The organism is Streptococcus sp. SN3 (assembly GCF_030439905.1).
The window spans coordinates 57,267-79,400 of sequence record NZ_JAQFJF010000005.1; the positions used below are offsets into that span (position 1 = coordinate 57,267).

General features: G+C 37.5%; 17 protein-coding genes. 9 read left to right on the plus strand and 8 right to left on the minus strand.

Annotation, left to right across the window (positions count from 1 at the left end; translation table 11 throughout):
* The first annotated feature begins 167 nt into the window (after positions 1-167).
* Together PCY71_RS10410 and PCY71_RS10415 are read left to right on the plus strand one after the other, a co-directional pair.
* On the plus strand, positions 168-608 hold the full coding sequence (locus PCY71_RS10410; RefSeq protein ID WP_049492344.1) for a LytTR family DNA-binding domain-containing protein: 441 nt from the start codon (positions 168-170) through the stop codon (positions 606-608).
* Positions 605-1,063 (plus strand): DUF3021 domain-containing protein, encoded by a 459-nt coding sequence (locus PCY71_RS10415; protein ID WP_003071509.1) that lies wholly within the window; start codon positions 605-607, stop codon positions 1,061-1,063. Before PCY71_RS10410 ends, PCY71_RS10415 begins: the two co-directional genes overlap by 4 nt.
* Positions 1,064-1,203: 140 nt before the next feature.
* Here the strand turns inward: PCY71_RS10415 and mutS are convergent, their stop codons facing one another.
* Both mutS and argR read right to left on the minus strand, forming a co-directional pair.
* The gene (gene mutS / locus PCY71_RS10420; RefSeq protein ID WP_301412576.1) at positions 1,204-3,762 is read right to left on the minus strand and encodes a DNA mismatch repair protein MutS; all 2,559 of its coding nucleotides are present in this window, start codon (positions 3,760-3,762) and stop codon (positions 1,204-1,206) included.
* 162 nt (positions 3,763-3,924) lie between these two features.
* A complete protein-coding gene (gene argR / locus PCY71_RS10425; RefSeq protein ID WP_003071513.1) occupies positions 3,925-4,365 on the minus strand; it encodes an arginine repressor in 441 nt (146 codons plus the stop codon).
* A gap of 103 nt (positions 4,366-4,468) precedes the next feature.
* On the opposite strand from argR, the gene argS reads away from it, so the two are divergent.
* Positions 4,469-6,157 (plus strand): arginine--tRNA ligase, encoded by a 1,689-nt coding sequence (gene argS, locus PCY71_RS10430; RefSeq protein ID WP_003071514.1) that lies wholly within the window; start codon positions 4,469-4,471, stop codon positions 6,155-6,157.
* 51 nt (positions 6,158-6,208) lie between these two features.
* Here the strand turns inward: argS and nrdI are convergent, their stop codons facing one another.
* The 4 genes from nrdI to malQ all read right to left on the minus strand — a co-directional run bounded on the left by nrdI (position 6,209) and on the right by malQ (position 11,359).
* The gene (gene nrdI / locus PCY71_RS10435) at positions 6,209-6,664 is read right to left on the minus strand and encodes a class Ib ribonucleoside-diphosphate reductase assembly flavoprotein NrdI (protein ID WP_003071516.1); all 456 of its coding nucleotides are present in this window, start codon (positions 6,662-6,664) and stop codon (positions 6,209-6,211) included.
* A 75-nt stretch (positions 6,665-6,739) separates the two neighbouring features.
* The gene (locus PCY71_RS10440) at positions 6,740-7,249 is read right to left on the minus strand and encodes a hypothetical protein (RefSeq protein ID WP_037598377.1); all 510 of its coding nucleotides are present in this window, start codon (positions 7,247-7,249) and stop codon (positions 6,740-6,742) included.
* A 297-nt stretch (positions 7,250-7,546) separates the two neighbouring features.
* Entirely contained in the window at positions 7,547-9,808 is a 2,262-nt protein-coding gene (gene glgP / locus PCY71_RS10445) for a glycogen/starch/alpha-glucan family phosphorylase (RefSeq protein ID WP_049492353.1), read from the minus strand.
* Between the two features lie 27 nt (positions 9,809-9,835).
* Positions 9,836-11,359, minus strand: coding sequence for a 4-alpha-glucanotransferase (gene malQ, locus PCY71_RS10450; RefSeq protein ID WP_285305509.1), 1,524 nt, complete (start codon positions 11,357-11,359; stop codon positions 9,836-9,838).
* A 327-nt stretch (positions 11,360-11,686) separates the two neighbouring features.
* On the opposite strand from malQ, the gene PCY71_RS10455 reads away from it, so the two are divergent.
* The 6 genes from PCY71_RS10455 to pulA all read left to right on the plus strand — a co-directional run bounded on the left by PCY71_RS10455 (position 11,687) and on the right by pulA (position 19,158).
* A complete protein-coding gene (locus tag PCY71_RS10455) occupies positions 11,687-12,949 on the plus strand; it encodes an extracellular solute-binding protein (RefSeq protein WP_301412577.1) in 1,263 nt (420 codons plus the stop codon).
* 73 nt (positions 12,950-13,022) lie between these two features.
* Positions 13,023-14,318: a sugar ABC transporter permease gene (locus PCY71_RS10460; protein ID WP_082311989.1), complete on the plus strand. Its 1,296-nt coding sequence runs from the start codon at positions 13,023-13,025 to the stop codon at positions 14,316-14,318.
* A 1-nt stretch (position 14,319) separates the two neighbouring features.
* Positions 14,320-15,162: a sugar ABC transporter permease gene (locus PCY71_RS10465; protein ID WP_003026676.1), complete on the plus strand. Its 843-nt coding sequence runs from the start codon at positions 14,320-14,322 to the stop codon at positions 15,160-15,162.
* Between the two features lie 97 nt (positions 15,163-15,259).
* Complete coding sequence (locus PCY71_RS10470) at positions 15,260-16,072, plus strand: DUF1189 domain-containing protein (protein WP_301412578.1); 813 nt, start codon at positions 15,260-15,262, stop codon at positions 16,070-16,072.
* 10 nt (positions 16,073-16,082) lie between these two features.
* The gene (locus tag PCY71_RS10475; protein ID WP_003071525.1) at positions 16,083-17,069 is read left to right on the plus strand and encodes a LacI family DNA-binding transcriptional regulator; all 987 of its coding nucleotides are present in this window, start codon (positions 16,083-16,085) and stop codon (positions 17,067-17,069) included.
* Between the two features lie 13 nt (positions 17,070-17,082).
* On the plus strand, positions 17,083-19,158 hold the full coding sequence (gene pulA / locus PCY71_RS10480; protein WP_006269340.1) for a type I pullulanase: 2,076 nt from the start codon (positions 17,083-17,085) through the stop codon (positions 19,156-19,158).
* 216 nt (positions 19,159-19,374) lie between these two features.
* On the opposite strand, the gene PCY71_RS10485 is transcribed toward pulA, so the two are convergent.
* On the minus strand, positions 19,375-20,310 hold the full coding sequence (locus tag PCY71_RS10485; protein ID WP_003071527.1) for a YitT family protein: 936 nt from the start codon (positions 20,308-20,310) through the stop codon (positions 19,375-19,377).
* Complete coding sequence (aspS, locus tag PCY71_RS10490) at positions 20,297-22,051, minus strand: aspartate--tRNA ligase (RefSeq protein ID WP_301412579.1); 1,755 nt, start codon at positions 22,049-22,051, stop codon at positions 20,297-20,299. The genes PCY71_RS10485 and aspS overlap by 14 nt, the downstream gene beginning before the upstream one ends.
* Positions 22,052-22,134 lie beyond the last annotated feature (83 nt).

Genomic DNA, 22,134 nt, shown 5'->3' on the forward strand with positions numbered 1-22,134 from the left:
TAATTACTCCTTCGCAAAACAACCAAATAGACAGGCAAAGCAACCACTTAGGCAAAAGCTCTTGTTTTCCTAGCTAAAATAATGTTTAATAGACTTAGGAAAAACGAATCCTCCTTGCAACGAAAGTCAGCAGCAGGCAAGATACAATCTAGAAAGAAGGGATGTTTATGAAAGTTCAATTGCATATTGATGAAAAATTTTCAGAAGAAAAGATCATTATTGAAGCGCCTGCTTTGTCGGATTCCGTTCAACAACTACTGACATTTGCTCAACATATCGGTAAAAATAAAACCATTCGAGCCAAAAAAGAGGAGGAGATTTACCTATTAGATACTGCTGAAATTCAGAGAATTTACACTGAAAACCGCCAAGTTTGGGTTGAAACAGCGACAGACACTTATCTCTTAGGGCTTCCACTTTATCAAGTTTTGGAATTGCTTCCCACTGATTTTCTACAGATTTCCCAATCTGAAATCATTAACATCGAACATATCGATCATCTGAAATTGACTGGTAGTGGTCTGATTCAGATTGCAATGAAAAACGGTCAGATAACTTATTCATCTCGCCGTTATCTCAAAGTCATAAAGGAGAAATTACAGCTATGAAAAAAACATTATTCAGAGATGCTCTAGGAGGCACTGTAATCGGGCTACTCCTATCCACCATCTATTCTTACTTTTTTGCTCCTGTCTATCATCCACTTAATCCTTATTCAGCAGTTGGTCTTTGGATGGAACAGCACCATATTCATGAAGCTTTAGTTGTGCTCTATTGCGCAGTGATCTGGAGCTTTATTGGCTTGCTCTTTAGCCTAGGAAAAGAGCTTTTCAAAAAAGATTGGAGCATCCTCAAAGCAACTATCTGCCATTATGGACTTATGATTTTAGGATTTATTCCTCTAGCTCTTCTAGCCGGCTGGTTTCCAAGCAAACCCATTTTTATCTTACAGTTGATTTTGGAATTTACTATTGTTTATCTCATCCTGTGGGCAATCTTGTTTTATCTAACCAAAAAGAAAATTGAACAAATCAACAATGGATTGAAGAAACAGAATCAATAGTAAAGAAATAACCACCAAGTGAATTCTTGGTGGTTATTTTAGCTTATTCTGCTATATATCAATACAAAACCCTACCTACTTTAATAGTAACTGAACAGAAAAACAGGAATTTATTTTAGGCATTTTCATAGTTGTATCTATCAGAGATGTTTTTTCATATCTGATACAGCCAGCATCACTTCCATTGGAGTCATGTTATAGATGTCCAACTGACGTAATTTTTCTAAAATAGGGGATTCAGTTGTTTCTGTGAATAAAGATATCTGCTCAGATACTTGATTTTCCTTACTATCATTAGCTCCTTTATTAGAAGGATTGAGAGACGGTTTCTCATTTGCTTGTTCTTCTAATCGTGTTAAGATCTGGTCTGCTCTCATCAGCAAATCATTCGGTAAACCTGCAATTTTTGCCACATGAATCCCATAAGATTTATCCGCAGGACCAGCTTCAATCTTATGAAGGAAGGTCACTTGCCCATCTTTTTCTAAAGTTGCTACATGAACATTTTCTAACTGTGTCAAGCTAGTTGACAAGTCTGTCAACTCATGATAGTGTGTGGCAAAAAGGGTCTTTGCCCCTGTTCGATTGTGGATATATTCAATAATCGCCTGAGCAAGAGCCATCCCATCATATGTCGCTGTCCCTCTTCCCAACTCATCAAAAAGAATAAGAGAGTGCTCTGTTGCTTGAGAAATAGCATGATTTGCTTCCATCATTTCTACCATAAAGGTTGATTGTCCAGATACCAAGTCATCTGCCGCACCAATTCGAGTGAAGATGGCATCAAAAATTGGTAATTGAGCACTCTCAGCTGAAACATAGGAACCCATTTGAGCCATAATAACAATAATCGCTAATTGACGCATATAGGTTGACTTCCCACTCATATTTGGACCTGTAATTAGCTGAACGTTGACATTTTCATCCATTGAAATGCTGTTAGGAATATAGGTTTGTGCACCCATGACCTTTTCTACAACCGCATGCCGTCCCTTATCAATTTCAATGGAAGGACGTTCAATAAATTCTGGGCGTACAAAGCGTTGCTTTTCAGCAACTGCTGCAAAACTTTGTAATACATCAATCGTTGCCAGAGTTTGTGCCAAGGATTGCAGACGCTTGATATATTTGCCAGCTTCTTCACGAATACGCATAAAAATCTCATATTCTAAATTAGCAGATTTTTCACGCGCTTCCAACATTTCGCCTTCAATACGAGCCAATTCCTCTGTACCAAATCGTTCTGAATTTTTCAACGTTGCTTTTCGGAAAAAGTGGCTAGGTACGTGCTCCAACTGTGAATTAGTGACATGGAAATAATAACCATCTTTTTTATTGTAATCAATTTTTAGATTATTAATCCCACTAGCCGCCCTTTCTTTCGCTTCGATATCAGCAATCCAGCTCGTACCATCTCGCAGAACCACTCGATACTTATCTAAGGTTTCATCAAAACCAGTTTGAATGATATTCCCTTCAGTAATAACATTTGGAGCATCGGGAGAAATTGCCGACTGAATCAAGTTTGCCAATTCTGGAATGTCATCCAAGTTTTCAATCAACTGTCCCAAAACAGGATGATCAATTCCTTGTAAAATTCCCTTAATCTGAGGGACATTGCTCAATGTTGCCGCCAACTGCAATAAATCTTTCGGATTGGTCTTTCCAAACGAAACACGACTAGCTAAACGCTCAATGTCATACACACCTTTGAGACTATCTGCTAAATCACTGCGCTCAAAAAAATAATCTAGAAATACCTGCACGACATCCTGCCGCTTAAGGATTCGCTCTTTGTCAATCAAGGGCTGCTGAATCCATCTTCTTAAAAGTCGCGTTCCCATAGCTGTCTTGGTCTCATCCATCAGCCAATACAGACTACCGTGCTTCTTTCCTGTACGTGCATTCTCTGTTAAATCCAGACTTGTCATAGTTGCATAATCCATCTGTAAGAAATCCTTGATTTCATAATGATGAACTCGCTTTAAGTGACTAAGCTCCCGCAGCTGCGTCTGATGAACATATTCTAACAGTTTCCCAGCTACTTGATGTTCTAAGCGAGGCAATTCATCCCCTAATAGCTGAACATCTTCAAAAGCAGTTCCCACCTGTGATAATAACAAATTCATTTGATTTGCCAACACTTGGTGCTCTGATTCAGGTAATTCATATCCTAAGACCACTTCACGCGCTCGCAGGTTCCGAATTTCTCCACAGACCATGTTAAATTCACTAAGACTTGTGACCTGAAATTCACCTGTAACCAAGTCCATGTAAGCCAGCCCATATAAATTTTCTAGTTTATCTAAAGCTACCAAGAAATTATTTTGACTATCTGGTTTTGAAGAATCAACGACTGTCCCCGGTGTGATGACTTGTACCACCTCACGTTTGACTACACCAACTGCTTTTTTAGGATCTTCCACCTGCTCTGCAATCGCTACTTTATAGCCCGATTCAATTAAAACATCAATATACTGTTGCACCGAATGGTAGGGAACTCCTGCCATCGGGATTGGATTTTCCGAATTTTTATTACGGCTAGTCAGAGCAATTTCTAAAATCTGTGCTGCATTGATCGCATCTTCATAGAATAATTCATAAAAATCTCCCATGCGAAATAGCAAAAAAGCATCCGGATAATCTTTTTTTATATCTAAATACTGTTGCATTCCCGGAGATAGTTTTTCTTTTGTCATTCTCAGCCTTTCCGTTTATTAAATAGCAATGAGAGTCGGACAGAAATTAAATATTTCGGAGACACTCAATTTCGTCATCCCACTCACACTACATCTTGTCATTAGAACTATATAAATAAAGGAAGCTGAGCGCTTCTATCTCAGCTTCATCATCTTCTCCTCTTAATCCATTTTCTCAAGGAGCTGCTCTTCCATTTGTTTCGCAGCTGCTGTATCACGACAGATCACTAAGAGCGTGTTGGCTCCTGCTACCGTTCCTAAAATCAACTCTCCTTTATTAGCATCCACGAAGTTAGCTAAAATAGAAGCGTCTCCTAAGCGTGTATGAAGAACCAAGGAAAATTCAGCCCGAGAAACTCCCTGCAAATGATAAGATAAGAATTCAACCAGATCAATCTTGTTTGTTTCATCCGCTAAAACATAATAAACTTCATGGTTTTTCTTGGCTTTCGTCAAGCCAATTTCTCGTAAATCTCGAGAGAGGGTTGTTTGTGTGACAATAACTCCTTGTACTTTCAAACGATCCTGAATATCTTTCTGTGTACTTAGTTTCTCTTCCTTAATTATTTTCTTGATCAGTTTATGACGCTCAGTTTTTTTCATTTTATCCTCAACAATGTATATTTATACTCTAAATTATATCAAAAAAATTGAAGATTCGTCAAAAAATATGTTAAAATACTAGTAAAAGACCAAAGGAGAAACCATGAATAATAAACAATTGATTGCAAGCGAATTGGCTAAGGTCATTGACAGCTTAGACCAAGATGCTATTTTTAATTTACTAGAACAACCAAAAAGCTCAGAGTTAGGCGATATTGCCTTTCCTGCCTTCTCTTTAGCAAAAGTAGAACGTAAAGCTCCTCAAATCATTGCTACAGATATTGCAGAAAAGATTGATACGACAAACTTTGAAAAAGTGGTAGCAACAGGTCCTTATGTAAACTTCTTTCTTGATAAATCAAGAATTTCAGCTCAAGTTATTAAAGAAATTGTAAAAGAAGGAAATAACTACGGGCAACAAGATGAGGGGCATGGGGAAAACATCACAATTGACCTCTCCAGTCCTAACATTGCAAAACCCTTTTCAGTTGGTCATTTGCGCTCCACCGTTATCGGAGATGCTCTCTCTAATATTTTCCGTAAACTAGGCTACAACACCATTAAAATCAACCACTTGGGTGACTGGGGTAAACAATTTGGGCTTCTGATGGTTGCTTATAAAAAATGGGGCAGCAAAGAAGCTGTTGAAGCCAGTCCAATTGACGAGTTATTAAAACTCTATGTCCGAATCAATGCGGAAATTGAAACCGATCCTGAACTTGATGACGAAGGACGTCTTTGGTTCAAAAAATTAGAAGACGGTGACCCTGAAGCTACGGAATTATGGCAATGGTTCCGTGATGAAAGTCTGAAAGAATTTAACCGCATCTATAAATTGCTTGGTGTTGAATTTGACAGCCTAGCCGGTGAAGCCTTCTATAATGACAAGATGGACGAAGGAATTAAGCTCCTTGAAGAAAAAGGATTGCTAGAAGAATCTAAAGGAGCAAGCATCGTCAATCTTGATGATGTCAACCTTCCGCCAGCTATGATTAAAAAATCTGATGGTGCTACTCTCTACATTACCCGTGATATTGCTACAGCTATGTACCGCGCCCGTACTTATAACTTCGTCAAAAATGTTTATGCTGTGGGTCAAGAACAAGCTAACCACTTTAGACAATTGAAAGCTGTTTTAAAGAAAATGGGATTCGGCTGGAGCGACGATATGATTCATGTAGACTTTGGTTTGGTGACAAAGAACCGTCAAAAATTGTCTACACGTAAAGGTAATATCATTCTGCTTGAACCAACCCTTCAAGAAGCTATCAGTCGTGCGAAGAACCAAATTGAAGCTAAAAATCCTGATCTTGAAAACAAAGATACTGTTGCTCGTGCTGTCGGTGTGGGAGCTGTCAAATTCTACGATTTAAAAACAGACCGCCGCAACGGTTACGACTTTGATTTGGAAGCAATGGTGTCCTTTGAAGGAGAAACAGGTCCATATATCCAATACGCTTATGCGCGTATCCAATCCATCCTTCGCAAAGCTGATTTTAAGCCAAGTGTTGAAGCAACATATAGCCTTAAAGATGCTGAAAGCTGGGAAATCATTAAACTGCTGCAAGATTTCGCCCGTGTTGTTAAACGTGCAGCTGACAATTATGATCCATCACTCATTGCAAAATATGCTATCAGCCTTGCACAAGCATTCAACAAGTTCTACGCTCATACGCGTATTTTGGACGAAAGTCCTGAACGTGACAGCCGCTTAGCTCTCAGCTATGCAACAGCTGTTGTTCTAAAAGAAGCTCTTCGTCTTCTCGGTGTTGACGCTCCAGAAAAAATGTAATTATTTTAATGGTATCATAAAAACCTATCGATATATCGATAGGTTTTTGTCTTATAGCCCGTATAATTCTTCGATTTTTAGACCAATTCGTTTAATATCTTCATTCAAGCCGCGAAGCTCAAATGTATCTAAGACTGGAAAGCCAAATCGTTCTGAATATTGTTTAGCTGTTAAACAATATTGGTGGTTAAAATTACGATTACCACTGCCAACAATGCCAAAACAACGCTTATAATTTTCTTCAAAAGCAATAAAATCACCTAAATCATTGGTAAGAATTTCGACATCGCCATTGTCCAGACCATTTCCACCTTCTAAGTAAGTTGGCAAAAAAGCTATAAAAGGCTGAGACATGGCGTAAAATGGTCGTCCTGCTTTCACCATATCTTTTATATCCACTTGCTCAATCTCAACGCTTTCATGTCTCTCTTGCAAAAATGCAGATAAGCGTTTGATAAAACTCGCTGTATTTCCACTCAAACTAATATAAACTAAGGAAATTTTCATAGTTTCTCTCTTTCTAAAATTAAAACATATCTATCATTCTCTTAAAATTTTAAGCTGATAGATATGTTTTGTCAACTATTGCAATTCTTTTTTTGCTAAGTCTTGTTGCTGCCGTTTCATCTTGAAAAAGACAATAACAAGGAAAAGAATATTAAAAGCAAAATAGATAATAGTCAGAATTCTTGTCGATGAAATTGCTGTAGCACGCATCGTTTGATCTTGATAAAGATAGTTTAGCGGCATCCCACCTACGTAATTGTAAATTGTTCCAATAATTCCTAATAATACATAGGCAATATAGGCAAAATTAGCGTATAAAATGTTTTTCTTAACAATGAAAACAACAGCAGCTATCAACAACAGAATAGAAAGGATAGTTAATAATTTATGGGGACCATTATGAAGAAAGACAAGACTCTTTTCAGTCACTTTCACTATTTGTTTTACAACTGTTTCAGATAAACCTTTGTAGGAACTTGTATTCGTTATTTTTTCACTGCCAAAAAAAGTTCCTATGAATGTAAACGATGATAAAATGGCTGATACCGTCAGCAATACATATAAATAAATTGGTCGTTTTTTCACAATAAGCCTCCTGCTTAAAAGAGTTTTCAGTTTTATTTATTATAACGTAAGCAGTAAAAAAAGGCAACAAAAATAAACAAAGTTACAAAAAATGTCATTCTGCTTATACTATCAAAAATCATGGAGTCTGGGACAATATCAAACTACTCTTGTTGATATACGAGCAGGCTAGTAAGTGATCGCTCCAAGCGTTGCTTTGTGGTTTCGTCTTATTCCCTTATTTGCCTTACACTTATCAGAATAAGAAGAAATGAAAGCCACATAAATAAAAAATCTGGGAAAATCCCAGATTTTAAACTAAGCGTTCAAATGCCAAATTTCATTGTTATATTGGGCAATGGTACGGTCTGCTGAGAAGAAGCCTGCTTTCGCAATGTTAATCAGAACTTTTTCAAGCCAAACATCACGGTCTTCATAATCCTTAAACATACGTTCTTTCGTTTTGATATAATCTTCTAAGTCAAGAAGCGTCATGAACCAATCTTTATGAATCAATTCATTATAGAGACGTTCTAAGCGTTCTTTCTTACCAACTGCGAGAACCGTATCACTAACAATGAAATCAACCAACGGTTTGATTGCTTCACGAGCATAGAAATCTGATGATTTGTACGCTTCTTTCGCATACAGATCAATAACTGTTTCAGAATCTTCACCAAAGATGTAGATATTGTCTTGGCCTACCAATTCAGCAATCTCTACATTAGCGCCATCCATAGTACCAAGTGTCAATGCACCATTCAACATGAATTTCATGTTACCAGTACCTGAAGCTTCTTTAGAAGCAAGAGAGATCTGCTCAGAAATATCACCAGCTGCAATTAAGAAGCTAGCTGCAGTAACATTGTAATTTTCAACCATGACGACTTGCAAATATGGAGAAACTTCTGGGTCATTAGCTATCACCTCTGACAAACAAAGAATCAAATGGATAATATCTTGAGCGATTGTGTATGCTGGAGCAGCTTTACCACCAAAGAAGACCGTAATTGGACGTGCAGGAATATTCCCAGCCTTGATGTCCAAATATTTATGAATAACATAAAGAGCGTTCATTTGTTGGCGTTTGTATTCGTGAAGACGTTTGATTTGGATATCAAAAATAGAGTTTGGATTGATTTCAACACCTTGGTGTTCCTTCAAATGACGAGCCAATTTCCGTTTGTTGTGAGCTTTGATTTTTTCAAGTTCAGCTTTTACATCAGCCTTGTCAGAAAAATCAAGTAAATCTTCTAATTTTGAAGCATCATGATGCCAATCACGCCCAATCAAGCTATCGATATAATTTGATAAACGTGGGTTTGCATGCATGAGCCAACGACGGAACGTAATACCATTTGTCTTATTGTTGAATTTTTCTGGATAAATATCGTAGAAAGCTTTAAGCTCTGAGTTCTTCAAAATTTCTGTATGAAGTGCTGCAACACCATTTACACTATATCCATAGTGAATATCCATATGTGCCATGTGTACTCGATTGTTTTCATCAATAATTTGAACAGCCGGATCTGCATATTCTGCTTTTACGCGTTTATCCAATTCTTTGATAATTGGAACCAAGTGTGGAACAACTTCTTCCAAGAATTCAAGCGGCCATTTTTCCAATGCTTCTGCAAGAATAGTATGGTTTGTATAAGCAGTCATATTACGAACGATTGAGATTGCTTCATCAAGCTCAATCCCACGTGCAGTCAAGAGACGAATCAACTCAGGAATGACCATTGATGGGTGAGTATCATTAATTTGCACAACTGCGTAGTCAGCCAAGTCATGAAGATTGCTCCCTTTTTCAATCGCTTCATCAAGAATCAATTGCGCACCATTTGATACCATGAAGTATTGTTGGAAGATACGAAGCAATTCACCTTGCTTATTACTATCATCTGGGTAAAGGAATAGAGTCAAATTACGAGCGATATCTGTCTTATCAAAGTCAATCCCATCTTCAATGATACTTGCATCAACTGAGTCAAGATCGAACAGACGAAGGCGGTTTTTAGTGGCCGTCTTGTAACCAGGCACATCAATATCATAAAGAGTTGATGTTAATGTAAAATTAGCAAATGGTACTTGATAGCTACGGCTTGATTTTACCAACCAATTTTGTTCAGTTAGCCAGAAGTTTGGAACTGTTGTTTGCTCATTATTTTTCAAGACTTGTTGGAACAAACCAAAGTGATAATTTAGTCCAACACCATCTCCATTCAAACCAAGAGTCGCAATTGAATCAAGGAAACAAGCAGCCAGACGTCCCAAACCGCCATTTCCAAGTGAAGGTTCTAATTCTACTTCTTCAACTTCAATTAGATCTTTACCAGCGTCTGCTAACTCTTTTTTAACATTGTCATAAAGGCCAAGGTTAATTAGGTTGTTTGACAAAAGTTTCCCAATCAAAAACTCGGCAGAAATATAGTAAAGCTTCTTTTTACCAGTATTAACTGACTTTTGTGCACTAGCTAATTTTGTATAGTTTAAAAGGGCAATATACAATTCTTCATTGCTACATTCAGCAATTCCTTTTTGATAATTTTTCTTAATATATTCTTGTAAGTTTGACATTTTTTCTCCTAGACTAGAAAACAAACACTAGAGTTCATTTTCATGATTTAATAATTTTTTATTTACACGACGATATGTTTTCGTCAAGCTATATAACTCTGCTTCAACCACAGGATTCAATTCATCTGCTGTCATACGCCAGGACCAATTTCCACCAATAGTTGATGGATAGTTCATGCGAGCTGAACCGTCTAATTCAAGTAAATCTTGCATGGTTGCAATTGCCATAAAGCTGACAGAAGCAAAGATAGTCCGTAACATAGCATGAGGTACTGTTTCGTATTCCTTACGATTGGTGTATTGAGCCATATATTCACGTGTAGCATCATCAATTTCATCGCGATACCAACCAAGAACAGTATTATTATCGTGCGTACCTGTATACATGACAGAATTGTTAGGTGCTAAGTGTGGACTATCAATGCTTTCGCTGTCTGGATTAAAAGCAAATTGAGTCACTTTCATACCAGGGAAGCCTGTCTTTTCACGTAAAGCAATCACTTCATCGGTCATAAAGCCCAAGTCTTCAGCAATAATATTCAGATCACCTAACTCTTCTTTCACTGCTTTAAACAAAGCATAGTCAGGTCCCTTAACCCATTTACCAGGAGCTGCTGTATCGGAACTAGCAGGGATTTCCCAGTAAGATTCAAATCCACGGAAATGATCAATACGCACTACATCATAAATCTTGAAGCTTTCACGTAGGCGTTTAATCCACCAACTATACCCATCTTTATCCATTGCTTTCCAGTCATAAATTGGGTTCCCCCAGAGTTGGCCAGTCGCAGAGAATTCATCTGGTGGGCATCCCGCTACGCATGTAGGCTGCCCTAGCTCATCTGTTTTAAAGAAGTGTGGTTGTGCCCAAACATCACAGCTATCAGCTGCTACATAGATTGGCATATCGCCGACAATTTCAATGTAATGTTCATTGGCATACGCTTTTAATTCTAACCATTGTTTAAAGAAAAGATACTGCGTTACACGATGATAAGTCAATCTGTCAGCTAATTTTTCACGATAATGAGCTAAACTAGCTGCTTCACGACGCCGAAGAGCCGCATTTGGCCATTCAGTCCAAGCTTTCAAGTCAAAATATTCTTTAATCGCCATGTATTCAACAAATACTTCAAGCCATGATGAATTGTCAGCCACAAATTTTTCATAGGCTGCCAAATCTCCACATTCTAAGAAACGTTTCACAGCTTTTTCCAAAACAGGTCTGCGATTGTTAAACACTTTCGCATAATCTACTTTTCTTGGATCCTGACCAAAGTCTAACCCTTCAAGATCACTTTGCACAAGCAATCCTTCTTCAATCAATCGATCAAAATCAATAAAATGTGTATTTCCCGCAAATGCAGAGAAAGATTGATATGGAGAATCTCCATAACTAGTTGTTCCTAGTGGCAATATTTGCCAGTAACGTTGCTTAGTTCTCACCAGAAAATCGACAAAATCGTAAGCACTTTTCCCAAATGAACCAATTCCATATTTTCCTGGCAGAGAAGAAATATGCATGAGAACACCACTTTGACGCTCTTTCATCTTTTTCACCTCAATAAATTTTTCTGTTAAATTTTGCATTCATTTAACGAAAACGTTTGCGTTGATTTGATTATAACTTAATTCCAAAATGGACGCAACCATTTTTCTGCTTTTTTTATTATTTTTTAAAATATTTTGGACAATCCTTTCCTTTTCTTCTATATTTTGTCAACATTTTTGAGTGAGAAATAAAAAATTTTTAAGATTTTTAAAAAAAGTGTTGCAACCGTTTTCTATTTATGGTATACTAATCTCAGTTTAAGAAAACGTTTGCGTAAACTAATTAAATTATTATCTTATTATTTTATTCTTTAGGAGGAATAAATCATGAAACATAAAGTGTTGAAAAGTGTTGCAGTTCTTGGAACTGTAGGATTAGCTAGTTTGTTACTAGTAGCTTGCGGTAGCAAAAATAATAAATCAGCTTCTTCTGGTGATGGTAAAAACCTCACTATTTACGTAGAAAAACAATACGAAAAATATGTAAAGAAAGCAGCTGAAGCTTTTGAAAAAGAAAGTGGAACAAAAGTTACTATTAAAACTGGCGACCAACTTAAAGGTCTTGAAAATCTTTCACTTGACAACCAATCTGGCAAGGCTCCAGACGTTATGATGTCTCCATATGACCGCGTAGGTAGTCTCGGTTCGGACGGCCAACTTTCAGAAGTGAAACTTGACAAAGGTTCAATGACTGATGACACAACAAAAGCACTCGTAACTACAAAAGGTAAGACTTATGGCGCACCTGCTGTTATCGAAACATTAGTAATGTACTACAATAAAGACCTTGTTTCTAAAGCACCTACTACTTTTGCTGAATTAGAAGAACTTGCAAAAGACAGCAAATATGCTTTTGCCAGCGAAAATGGCAAAACAACTGGTTTCCTTGCTGACTGGACAAACTTCTACTACACTTATGGTCTGTTAGCTGGTAATGGTGGATATGTCTTTGGTAAGAACGGTACCGATCCTAAAGACATTGGACTTGCAAATGACGGTTCTATCAAAGGTGTTGAATACGCTAAAACTTGGTATGCAAAATGGCCAAAAGGAATGCAAGATACTAAAGGTGCCGCAAACTTAATTCAAACTCAATTCCAATCAGGTAAAACAGCTGCTATCATTGAAGGCCCTTGGAAAGCTGCATCATTCAAAGAAGCTAAAGTGAACTATGGTGTTGCCACTATTCCTACACTTCCAAATGGTAAAAATTATCAAACCTTTGGTGGTGGTAAAGCTTGGGTCATCCCTGCAGGATCTAAAAATGCCAAAGCAGCTCAAAAATTTGTTAATTTCTTGACTTCGACTGAACAACAAAAAGCTTTCTATGATGCTACAAACGAAGTACCTGCAAACACAGAGGCTCGTAAATACGCTGAAGGAAAAAATGATGAATTAACTTCAGCTGTTATTAAACAATTCCAATCTGCTCAACCTATGCCAAATATCTCTGAAATGAGTACTGTATGGGATCCAGCAGCAAGTATGCTCTTTGATGCTGTAAGTGGTAAAAAAGATACTAAAACCGCTGTAAATGATGCCGTTAAATTGATTAAAGATACTATCAATCAAAAATTTGGTAAAAAATAAAACAGATTGAGGTAGGATAGAACTCGATTGGCAGCACCAGTCGAGTTCTATATTTTAGAAAAAGGAGACTCTGATGACTACACAACAACAGCCACGTAAAGCATTGCTGCTCTCCCTCATCCCAGGACTTGGGCAAATTTATAATAAACAAAAAGCAAAAGGGGTTATCTTTTTAGGAGTTACCATCTTATTTTTGATTTACTTTTTCGCCATTGCTGCTCCTGAGTTAGGAAACTTAATTACTCTCGGTGAGGTGCCTGGACGCGACAACTCTCTTTTCATGCTGATTCGTGGTGCGTTCCACTTTATTCTTGTCATTGTTTATTTCATCTTTTATGCTCTCAATCTAAAAGATGCTTATACTATTGCGAAACGTTGGAATAATGATTATCCAGTTCCTACGACGTTCAAAGATATGTTAAAAGGAATTTACGCTAATGGTTTTCCTTACCTATTGATCATTCCTTCATATATTGCAATGACTTTTGCTATCATTTTCCCTGTATTGGTCACTCTTTTAATCGCCTTTACAAACTATGATTTCCAACATCTGCCTCCAACCAAACTCTTGGATTGGGTTGGCGTGACAAACTTCACTAATATTTGGCGACTTAGCACTTTCCGTTCTGCTTTTGGAGCCGTTCTTGGTTGGACTATTATCTGGGCACTGACTGCCTCAACCGTCCAAATCGTTATTGGTATTTTTACCGCTATTATTGCAAACCAACCATTTATTAAAGGAAAACGCATTTTCGGTGTTATCTTCCTACTGCCTTGGGCTGTCCCAGCATTCATCACTATCTTAACTTTCAGTAACATGTTCAACGATAGTATCGGTGCGATCAATACCCAAGTCATTCCGCTTCTTGGTAAAGTATTGCCATTCTTAAACGGACATCTGATTCCTTGGAAAACAGATCCAACCTGGACTAAAGTTGCTCTAATTATGATGCAAGGTTGGCTTGGTTTCCCTTACATTTATGTATTGACACTTGGTATCTTGCAATCCATTCCAAACGATCTTTACGAAGCAGCTTACATTGATGGTGCAAATGCATGGCAAAAATTCCGCAATATCACCTTCCCAATGATTTTAGCAGTTGCTGCCCCTACACTCATCAGTCAGTATACTTTCAACTTCAACAACTTCTCTATCATGTACCTCTTTAATGATGGCGGTCCTGGTACAGTTGGTGGTGGTGCAGGTTCGACCGACATCCTCATTTCATGGATTTATCGTTTAACGACAGGTGCAGCTCCTCAATACTCAATGGCTGCTGCGGTAACACTTATCATTTCTCTTATCGTGATTTCAATCTCCATGATTGCGTTCAAGAAACTACATGCATTTGATATGGAGGATGTGTAAGATGAATAATTCTATTAAATTTAAACGCCGTTTAAACCACTTTTTAACTTATTTCTATCTAGTGGCTTTATCTATTATCATTATCTATCCTCTCTTGATTACGATTATGTCTGCTTTCAAGACAGGGAATGTCCTTGCATTTAAACTCGATACAGATATTAATTTTAGCTTAGAGAACTTTAGCAAGCTTTTTACTGAAACTCTTTATGGGACTTGGTACTTTAATACCTTAATCATTGCTATCTTGACAATGATTATCCAAACAAGTATAGTTGTACTAGCTGGTTACGCTTATAGTCGTTATAATTTCCTAGCTAGAAAACAAAGTCTGGTCTTCTTCTTAATCATTCAAATGGTGCCAACAATGGCTGCCCTGACCGCCTTCTTCGTTATGGCTTTGATGTTAAATGCGCTCAACCACAGTTGGTTCCTCATCTTCCTTTATGTCGGCGGTGGTATCCCAATGAACGCTTGGCTCATGAAAGGATATTTTGATACTGTGCCTATCTCGCTTGATGAGTCCGCTAAATTGGACGGTGCTGGTCACTTCAGACGCTTCTGGCAAATTGTACTGCCACTCGTTCGTCCAATGATTGCTGTACAAGCTCTCTGGGCTTTCATGGGACCATTCGGAGACTACATCTTATCTAGTTTCTTACTTCGTGAAAAAGAATTCTATACAGTTGCTGTTGGTTTACAAACCTTTGTTAGTGATGTGAAGAATTTGAAGATTGCTTACTTCTCAGCAGGCGCTATCCTGATTGCTTTGCCAATCTGTATCTTATTCTTCTTCCTACAAAAGAACTTTGTATCTGGTTTAACAAGTGGTGGCGACAAGGGATAATCTTGTCCCACCCTCTTTTATTTATAGTTGTATGATAGCTAATAAACTTTGCTTTATTAGCCATTACCTGATTATAAATTTTTAGAAAGAGTGTCTTATGCTACCTTATCCATTTAATTATTTTTCTAGTATTTACGGTTTTAAAAAGCCTTTTGCCAACCGAAAATTACTGACCTGGTTTCAATTGATTTTTACAAGCATCTTTTTAATTTCCTTATCCATGATACCAGTTGCTGTGCAAAACGCGTCTCTCAAGACTTATCCACTCACTACTTTTGTAGATGGTGTTTTTGACCCTGTTACAAAGGAAGTAATGGACGATATCACAGAGAATGCTAAAATAGAAAATCATCAATTCAGCTATGCTGGTCAGCAATCAACTCACAATAGCAAAGCAGGAACTGTCCTTCTAGGGAAAGAACAGTCTACCTTAGGAGAAAAACTAACACTTGCTTTTGGATCCAAACAACTGATTATCAGCAAAAAAGGAAAAAAACTGGCAGACATTCAATATCAGCATATCAATCAAGCTGCTCTAAAAAATAAAAAGTCGCTCAGTGCCGCCATTTCACAAGATTGGTTTCAACAAAATCGTGTGACAGTCAGTCTATTTCTCGTTCTCCTTTCTGGCGGTCTTTTGACACTGAATTTCTTCATCATCATCTTAGGAGCTACCTTTTTCCTTTATTTAACGAAAAAATCACGTCTTTTTTCTTTTAAAACCGTCAAAGAATGCTATCATTTTGCTTTGAATTGTTTAGGTTTGCCAACTTTGATTGCTGTTGCAGCAGGGTTATTGTTCGGTCAAGCCATGACCACTATGATTACCATTCAAAACATTCTTTTTGTGCTTTATCTCGTCATTATTTTCTATCGGACACATTTCCGTGATGAAAAAATGAAAAAGTAGGAGGTTTTTTATGCGAGTTACTATTAAAGAAGTTGCTAAATTGGCAGGAGTTTCGCCTTCTACCGTTACCCGTGTTGTCCAAAATAAATCCAGCATCAGCGATGAGACCAAAAAAAGAGTCCGTAAAGCTATGAAGGAATTGAATTATCATCCTAATCTCAATGCACGTAGTCTTGTTAGCAGTTACACACAAGTCATTGGTGTTGTTTTACCTGATGATTCCGATGCTTTTTATCAAAATCCATTTTTCCCTTCAGTATTTCGTGGGATTGCTCAGGTAGCTTCTGAATTTCACTACGCTATTCAAATTGCGACCGGGAAAAATGAAAAAGAGCGCATGGAAGCTATTTCCCAAATGGTTCTAGGGAAACGTGTGGACGGGCTCATTTTTCTCTATTCTCAGGAAAATGATCCATTAGTGAAAATGGTTAGTGAGGAACAATTTCCTTTCTTAATTTTAGGAAAATCTCTTTCTCCGTTTATTCCTTTGGTGGATAATGACAATATCCAAGCTGGATATGATGCAACAGAATATTTTATCAAAAAAGGCTGCCGCAATATTGCTTTTATCGGTGGTAGTAAAAGACTATTTGTAACGCAAGATCGTTATAAAGGGTATCAAAAAGCGCTGGAAGATTACCACTTAGAGCTTGATCCTCAAAACACAGCATTTGCAAATGAATTTTTGGAAGAAAAAGGATATCAATTCACAAAACATCTTCTAAATCATGATTCAAAAATTGATGCGATTATCACAACAGATAGCATGCTAGCAGAAGGGGTCTGCAACTATTTAAATCAAAATCAATTATCTATTCCTACTCTAGCTTTTGACTCTATTAAACCCAAACTTGACTTGGCAGCTTATGTTGATATTAATACGCTAGAACTGGGGCGGATTTCTTTTAAAACTATCCTGCAAATTATCAATGATACCAAAGAAAATCGACAAATTTGTTATCGCCAAGTAATTCCACATCGCATTATCGAACAATAAAGAAAGGAAGTTTATGGCTTTCCGATCATTCCAAGCCTACTTAGATGACCAAAGTCTCATCACTATCGAGTTAGAAAAACAATTTTATACTGAACAATTACAATTTACAATCGAAACGGTCGATAGCACACAAATTTTACAGATAAGATCTCTGGAAGAACAAGACGACTTTGTGCAATACAGTCTTGCTCCTCTAAAACCGCTAGATTTAACTGAACATTATTGGATTTACGACCAAGATCGTAATAAAACGTTCTTACAATTTCGCCATATTGTGAGAAAGCCAATTTTTGACCAGACTTTTGCTTACAACGAAAACGATTTAGGAGCTCATTATACCCCGGAAGCAACAACTTTTAAGCTCTGGGCACCAATTTCTGAACAAGTATTACTTCATTTACAAAATACTGTTTACCCAATGACTCTCGGAGAAAAGGGAGTGTGGCAAACAGAAGTATTCGGAAATTTTGATGGAGCTGCTTATTACTATCTACACAAAGTAAATGGTCACTGGGTAGAAGTTCACGACCCTTATGCTCTATCGTCCGAAAGTAATTCTGGAGCTAGTTACATAATTAACTTAGAGAAAATTTCTCATCCTATCCATCGAGCACAGACACAAATGTCAATGACAGAGGCCATTATTTACGAGATGAGTGTGCGAGATTTTTCCATGCAAAAAGAAGCTAAGTTTACTTATCCTGGTAAATTCAAATCTCTGACAGAGTCTCCGCAGTTGCAAAAACATACTTTAGGGATGGAGTACATCAAACAATTAGGTGTAACTCACATTCAGCTCATGCCTTTGTATGATTTTGGCAGCGTTGATGAAAATCATCCAGGGCTCGTATACAACTGGGGATACGACCCTATGCAATACAACCTTCCCGACGGCAGTTTTACAACTAATCCACATGATCCATATGCAAGAATCGTTGAATTGCAAGAAGCCATCACTACTTACCACAAAGCTGATATTAGCGTTATCATGGACGTTGTTTATAATCATGTCTACGATCCTAAAGCCTATGCTTTTGAAAAAATCGTTCCAGGTTATTTTTTCCGCTACGATCACAACGGTAATTTAACAAATGGTACATTTTGTGGAAATGATGTAGCAAGTGAACGAGCAATGGTTCGTAGCTATATTAAGCATTCCCTCAAACAATGGTTAACGATTTACGGATTCGATGGATTCCGCTTTGACCTCATGGGGATTTTAGATATAGAAACCATGAAACAGATTGCAGAGGAGTTGCAATCTCTCTATCCGAACGTCTATCTTTACGGAGAAGGCTGGCGTATGAATACGGGGCTAGATAACAATAGACTGGCTCACCAGTTCAATGCTGACAAATTACCAAGTTATGGTTTTTTCAATGATCATTTTCGCAATACAATAAAAGCAACCATCGCAAAAGGCGAACAAATACAAAAAACAAATTCCATAAATTCTATAGAGAATGTTTTAACTGCCAATATTGGTTTTATAGGTACTGAACACTTTATCGCACCGCAACAAGCAATCAACTATGTAGAATGCCATGACGATGCAACTGCTTTTGACTATTTTGCGATACAAAATCCCAAGATTGATTTAAAAGAGCGACTTGACAATGCTCGACTTGCTCTGCATCTCTCTTTGTTGACACAAGGAGTACCATTCATTCATAGTGGTCAAGAATTTTTCCGTAGCAAAAATCTCATTGAGAATACTTATAATACTCCAGATACTATTAACCGTCTAGATTGGCTACGCTCAATTGAATATGAGAAAGATGTGGCATTTATCTGTCAGCTCATTCAATTCAGAAAAAAACATCCACTCTTACGTTTGAAAACACGTACAGAAATCAAAAATTGTTGCTCTGCTCAATGGCTGAATGAATCTATAGTCGAATACAAAATCAAAGAAAAAGAAAATCAAATCACTATCCTCATTAACTTTGGGAACAATTCATTTATCTATCCAAATCAGGATAAACAAGCTGTGTTTATCAACTATCCTAAAATCAGCCTTGATACTCCTCTCGACGCTAACAAAGATTACTATATTGTCCCTGGAAAACAAGTTCTCGCACTTAAATAATTATGGAAAGAAGACTTGCTTTATCAGTCCTGCCCACTTTTCAAAGCTGTGCTTTTTGAACCCAGCTATTGTATCTTTGATTTATTTCATTCTATACTTTAACACAAAAACTTTTTAGCTCACTTCCTATTGATTTTGATCTTAAAAAGGGAAGACAGTCTTAAAGGTGTCTAACAAAAAACCATCAGATTAGCTAATTCAGCTAATCTGATGGTTTTATTCTTCCACGAAACGTCCAAGAATGTGAACATTATCCGCTACCGATACAAAAGCATGCGGGTCTACTTTTCGCATGATATGCTTGAATTCATTAAATTCAGCACGCGTAATAACTGTAATCAAAACTGCTTTTTTCTCATGATTGTAGGTACCTTCTGCACCATTGATAATCGTTGCACCACGATGCAACTTATTGTGGATTTTTTCAATAACGGCTTCAGGATAACTGGTAATAATCATAGCTTGCATCCTCTTTTGCTTGGTAAAGACGGCATCTGTCACCCGACTCGAAACAAAAATCGTAATCATCGAATAAAGCGCATATTTCCACCCAAAGGTCACACCCGCAATAATCATAATCATCCCATTGACAATAAAAGAAATATTTCCGACATTTCTGCCCGTTTTCTTCCGAACTGTCAAACTGACAATGTCTGTCCCACCACTAGAAATATTGGAACGCAAAGCAAAACCAATCCCCATTCCCATAATGACCCCACCAAACAATGCATTGATAATTGGGTCATTTGTTAAACTCACTTCAGGAACAAACTGGATAAACAGTGAGCTCATGGAAACCGTAATAAAAGTAAACACCGTAAACTTGTGCCCAATTTGATACCAAGCCAAGATCATTAGTGGGATATTGATGAGATAAAAAGTTACAGAAACAGGAATGGCAAATCCCAAAAAACGTGTACTTAAAGCGGCTAAAATCTGTGCCAATCCCGTCGCCCCACTTGAGTACACATGCCCTGGTTGAAAGAAGAGATTAACTGCAACTGCAGATAAAAAACCATAGATTAGTGAAGCAGATATTTTTTCATCATACTTCTTGCGGGAGATACTTTTAAGCACTTGTATCAATTTAAAATTATAAGCCAAACGGCGCAAATAATAACGAAATCGTTTATAAATCTTAGTTTTCTTCATGAGTTTCTACTTGTAAACTTAATTCCTCAAGCTGCTTAGTGTCAACTAGACTTGGCGCCTGTGTCATAGGATCACTTGCTTTATTATTTTTAGGGAAAGCAATCACTTCACGGATATTTTCCTCACCAGCTAGCAACATGACAAAGCGATCTAGTCCGATAGCCAACCCACCATGTGGTGGAAAACCGTAATCCATAGCTTCTAGCAAGAAACCAAACTGATTAGTAGCTGCTTCTTTAGAAAAACCAAGGGCTTTAAACATTCGTTCTTGCAAATCTTTATGGTTAATACGAAGACTTCCACCACCCAATTCATAACCATTCAAGACAATATCATAAGCAATAGCACGAACTTTACTCAAATCACCTTCTAACTCATGAGCTGTGTCTGCTTGTGGAAGGGTGAATGGGTGATGTGCACTCATATAACGCCCTTCCTCTTCTGACCATTCAAACATTGGCCAATCCACTACCCAAAGATAATTAAATTTCGACTCATCAATCAAGCCTAGTTCTTTTGCCAAACGGACACGAAGTGCACCCAAAGTTGCATTAGCCACTTCTACAGTATCAGCTACAAAGAGAACCAAATCATTTTCTTCTAGCTGTAAAGCATCTGTCAACTCACTTGTCAAGCCTTGCAAAAATTTAGCAATTGGGCCATTTAATTCATCTGAAGTCACTTTGACCCAAGCAAGTCCTTTTGCACCATATTGTTTTGCCTGCTCTGTCAGCTTATCAATATCTTTACGAGAATATTTATCAGCAGCATTTTTCACAACAATAGCTTTAACTACTGGTGCTTCTGAAAAAACTTTAAAGTCAATCTCCTTGACAATATCTGTCAAGTCTTGCAAAAGCATTTCAAAACGAGTATCTGGTTTATCGCTTCCATATAAAGTCATCGCATCATCATATGTCATTCGTGGGAATGGTAGCGTAACCTCAACTCCCTTCGTTTCTTTCATCACTCGAGCAATCAAGCCTTCTGTAATATCTTGGATTTCTTGGTCAGAAAGAAAAGAAGTTTCTAAGTCAACCTGTGTAAACTCTGGTTGACGATCTCCACGCAAATCCTCATCACGGAAGCACTTCACAATTTGATAATAACGATCAAAACCAGCATTCATCAACAATTGTTTTGTAATCTGAGGACTTTGTGGCAATGCATAGAAATGTCCTTGGTTCACTCGACTTGGCACCAAATAATCACGCGCACCTTCTGGAGTTGATTTCGTAAGAAACGGAGTTTCTACGTCGATAAACTCAAGCTCATCTAAGTAATTACGAATTGAATGTGTTACTTTAGCTCGTAATTTCAAATTTGCCAACATTTCAGGACGTCGCAGATCTAAATATCGATAACGAAGGCGCGTATCATCATTCGCTTCAATGCCATCTTTAATTTCAAATGGGGTTGTTTTGGCCGTATTGAGAATTGTCAAAGCCTCCACATGCAGTTCAACAGTTCCTGTTGCAAGTTTATCATTTGCCTGCGTACGTGCTTCTACTTTTCCAGTCACTTCAATAACATATTCGCTTCGCAACCTTTCGGCAGTTCCCATGACTTCTTTAGTTACATTCTCAGGATTGATAACCAGCTGCATAATGCCTTCGCGGTCACGTAAATCAATGAAAATCAAGCCTCCCAAGTCACGACGACGGGATACCCAACCTTTTAAAGTGATTTCTTGACCGACATGTTCACTACGAACACGTCCAGCATACATTGAACGTCTCATTTTTATTCTCCAAACTTTTAATTCTTTTACTATTTTACCACAAAAGAGATGAAAAAGAAGTCCGCTTTTCAAAAACTTCTTAT

Coding starts and splice junctions, on each gene's coding strand:
- PCY71_RS10455 (WP_301412577.1), top strand. CDS start 11,687: ATGAAACATAAAGTGTTGAAAAGTGTTGCAGTTCTTGGAACTGTAGGA.
- pulA (WP_006269340.1), top strand. CDS start 17,083: ATGGCTTTCCGATCATTCCAAGCCTACTTAGATGACCAAAGTCTCATC.
- PCY71_RS10465 (WP_003026676.1), top strand. CDS start 14,320: ATGAATAATTCTATTAAATTTAAACGCCGTTTAAACCACTTTTTAACT.
- glgP (WP_049492353.1), bottom strand. CDS start 9,808: ATGTCAAACTTACAAGAATATATTAAGAAAAATTATCAAAAAGGAATT.
- malQ (WP_285305509.1), bottom strand. CDS start 11,359: ATGAAAGAGCGTCAAAGTGGTGTTCTCATGCATATTTCTTCTCTGCCA.
- PCY71_RS10460 (WP_082311989.1), top strand. CDS start 13,023: ATGACTACACAACAACAGCCACGTAAAGCATTGCTGCTCTCCCTCATC.
- aspS (WP_301412579.1), bottom strand. CDS start 22,051: ATGAGACGTTCAATGTATGCTGGACGTGTTCGTAGTGAACATGTCGGT.
- PCY71_RS10415 (WP_003071509.1), top strand. CDS start 605: ATGAAAAAAACATTATTCAGAGATGCTCTAGGAGGCACTGTAATCGGG.
- nrdI (WP_003071516.1), bottom strand. CDS start 6,664: ATGAAAATTTCCTTAGTTTATATTAGTTTGAGTGGAAATACAGCGAGT.
- PCY71_RS10470 (WP_301412578.1), top strand. CDS start 15,260: ATGCTACCTTATCCATTTAATTATTTTTCTAGTATTTACGGTTTTAAA.
- PCY71_RS10475 (WP_003071525.1), top strand. CDS start 16,083: ATGCGAGTTACTATTAAAGAAGTTGCTAAATTGGCAGGAGTTTCGCCT.
- argR (WP_003071513.1), bottom strand. CDS start 4,365: ATGAAAAAAACTGAGCGTCATAAACTGATCAAGAAAATAATTAAGGAA.
- PCY71_RS10485 (WP_003071527.1), bottom strand. CDS start 20,310: ATGAAGAAAACTAAGATTTATAAACGATTTCGTTATTATTTGCGCCGT.
- mutS (WP_301412576.1), bottom strand. CDS start 3,762: ATGACAAAAGAAAAACTATCTCCGGGAATGCAACAGTATTTAGATATA.
- PCY71_RS10410 (WP_049492344.1), top strand. CDS start 168: ATGAAAGTTCAATTGCATATTGATGAAAAATTTTCAGAAGAAAAGATC.
- argS (WP_003071514.1), top strand. CDS start 4,469: ATGAATAATAAACAATTGATTGCAAGCGAATTGGCTAAGGTCATTGAC.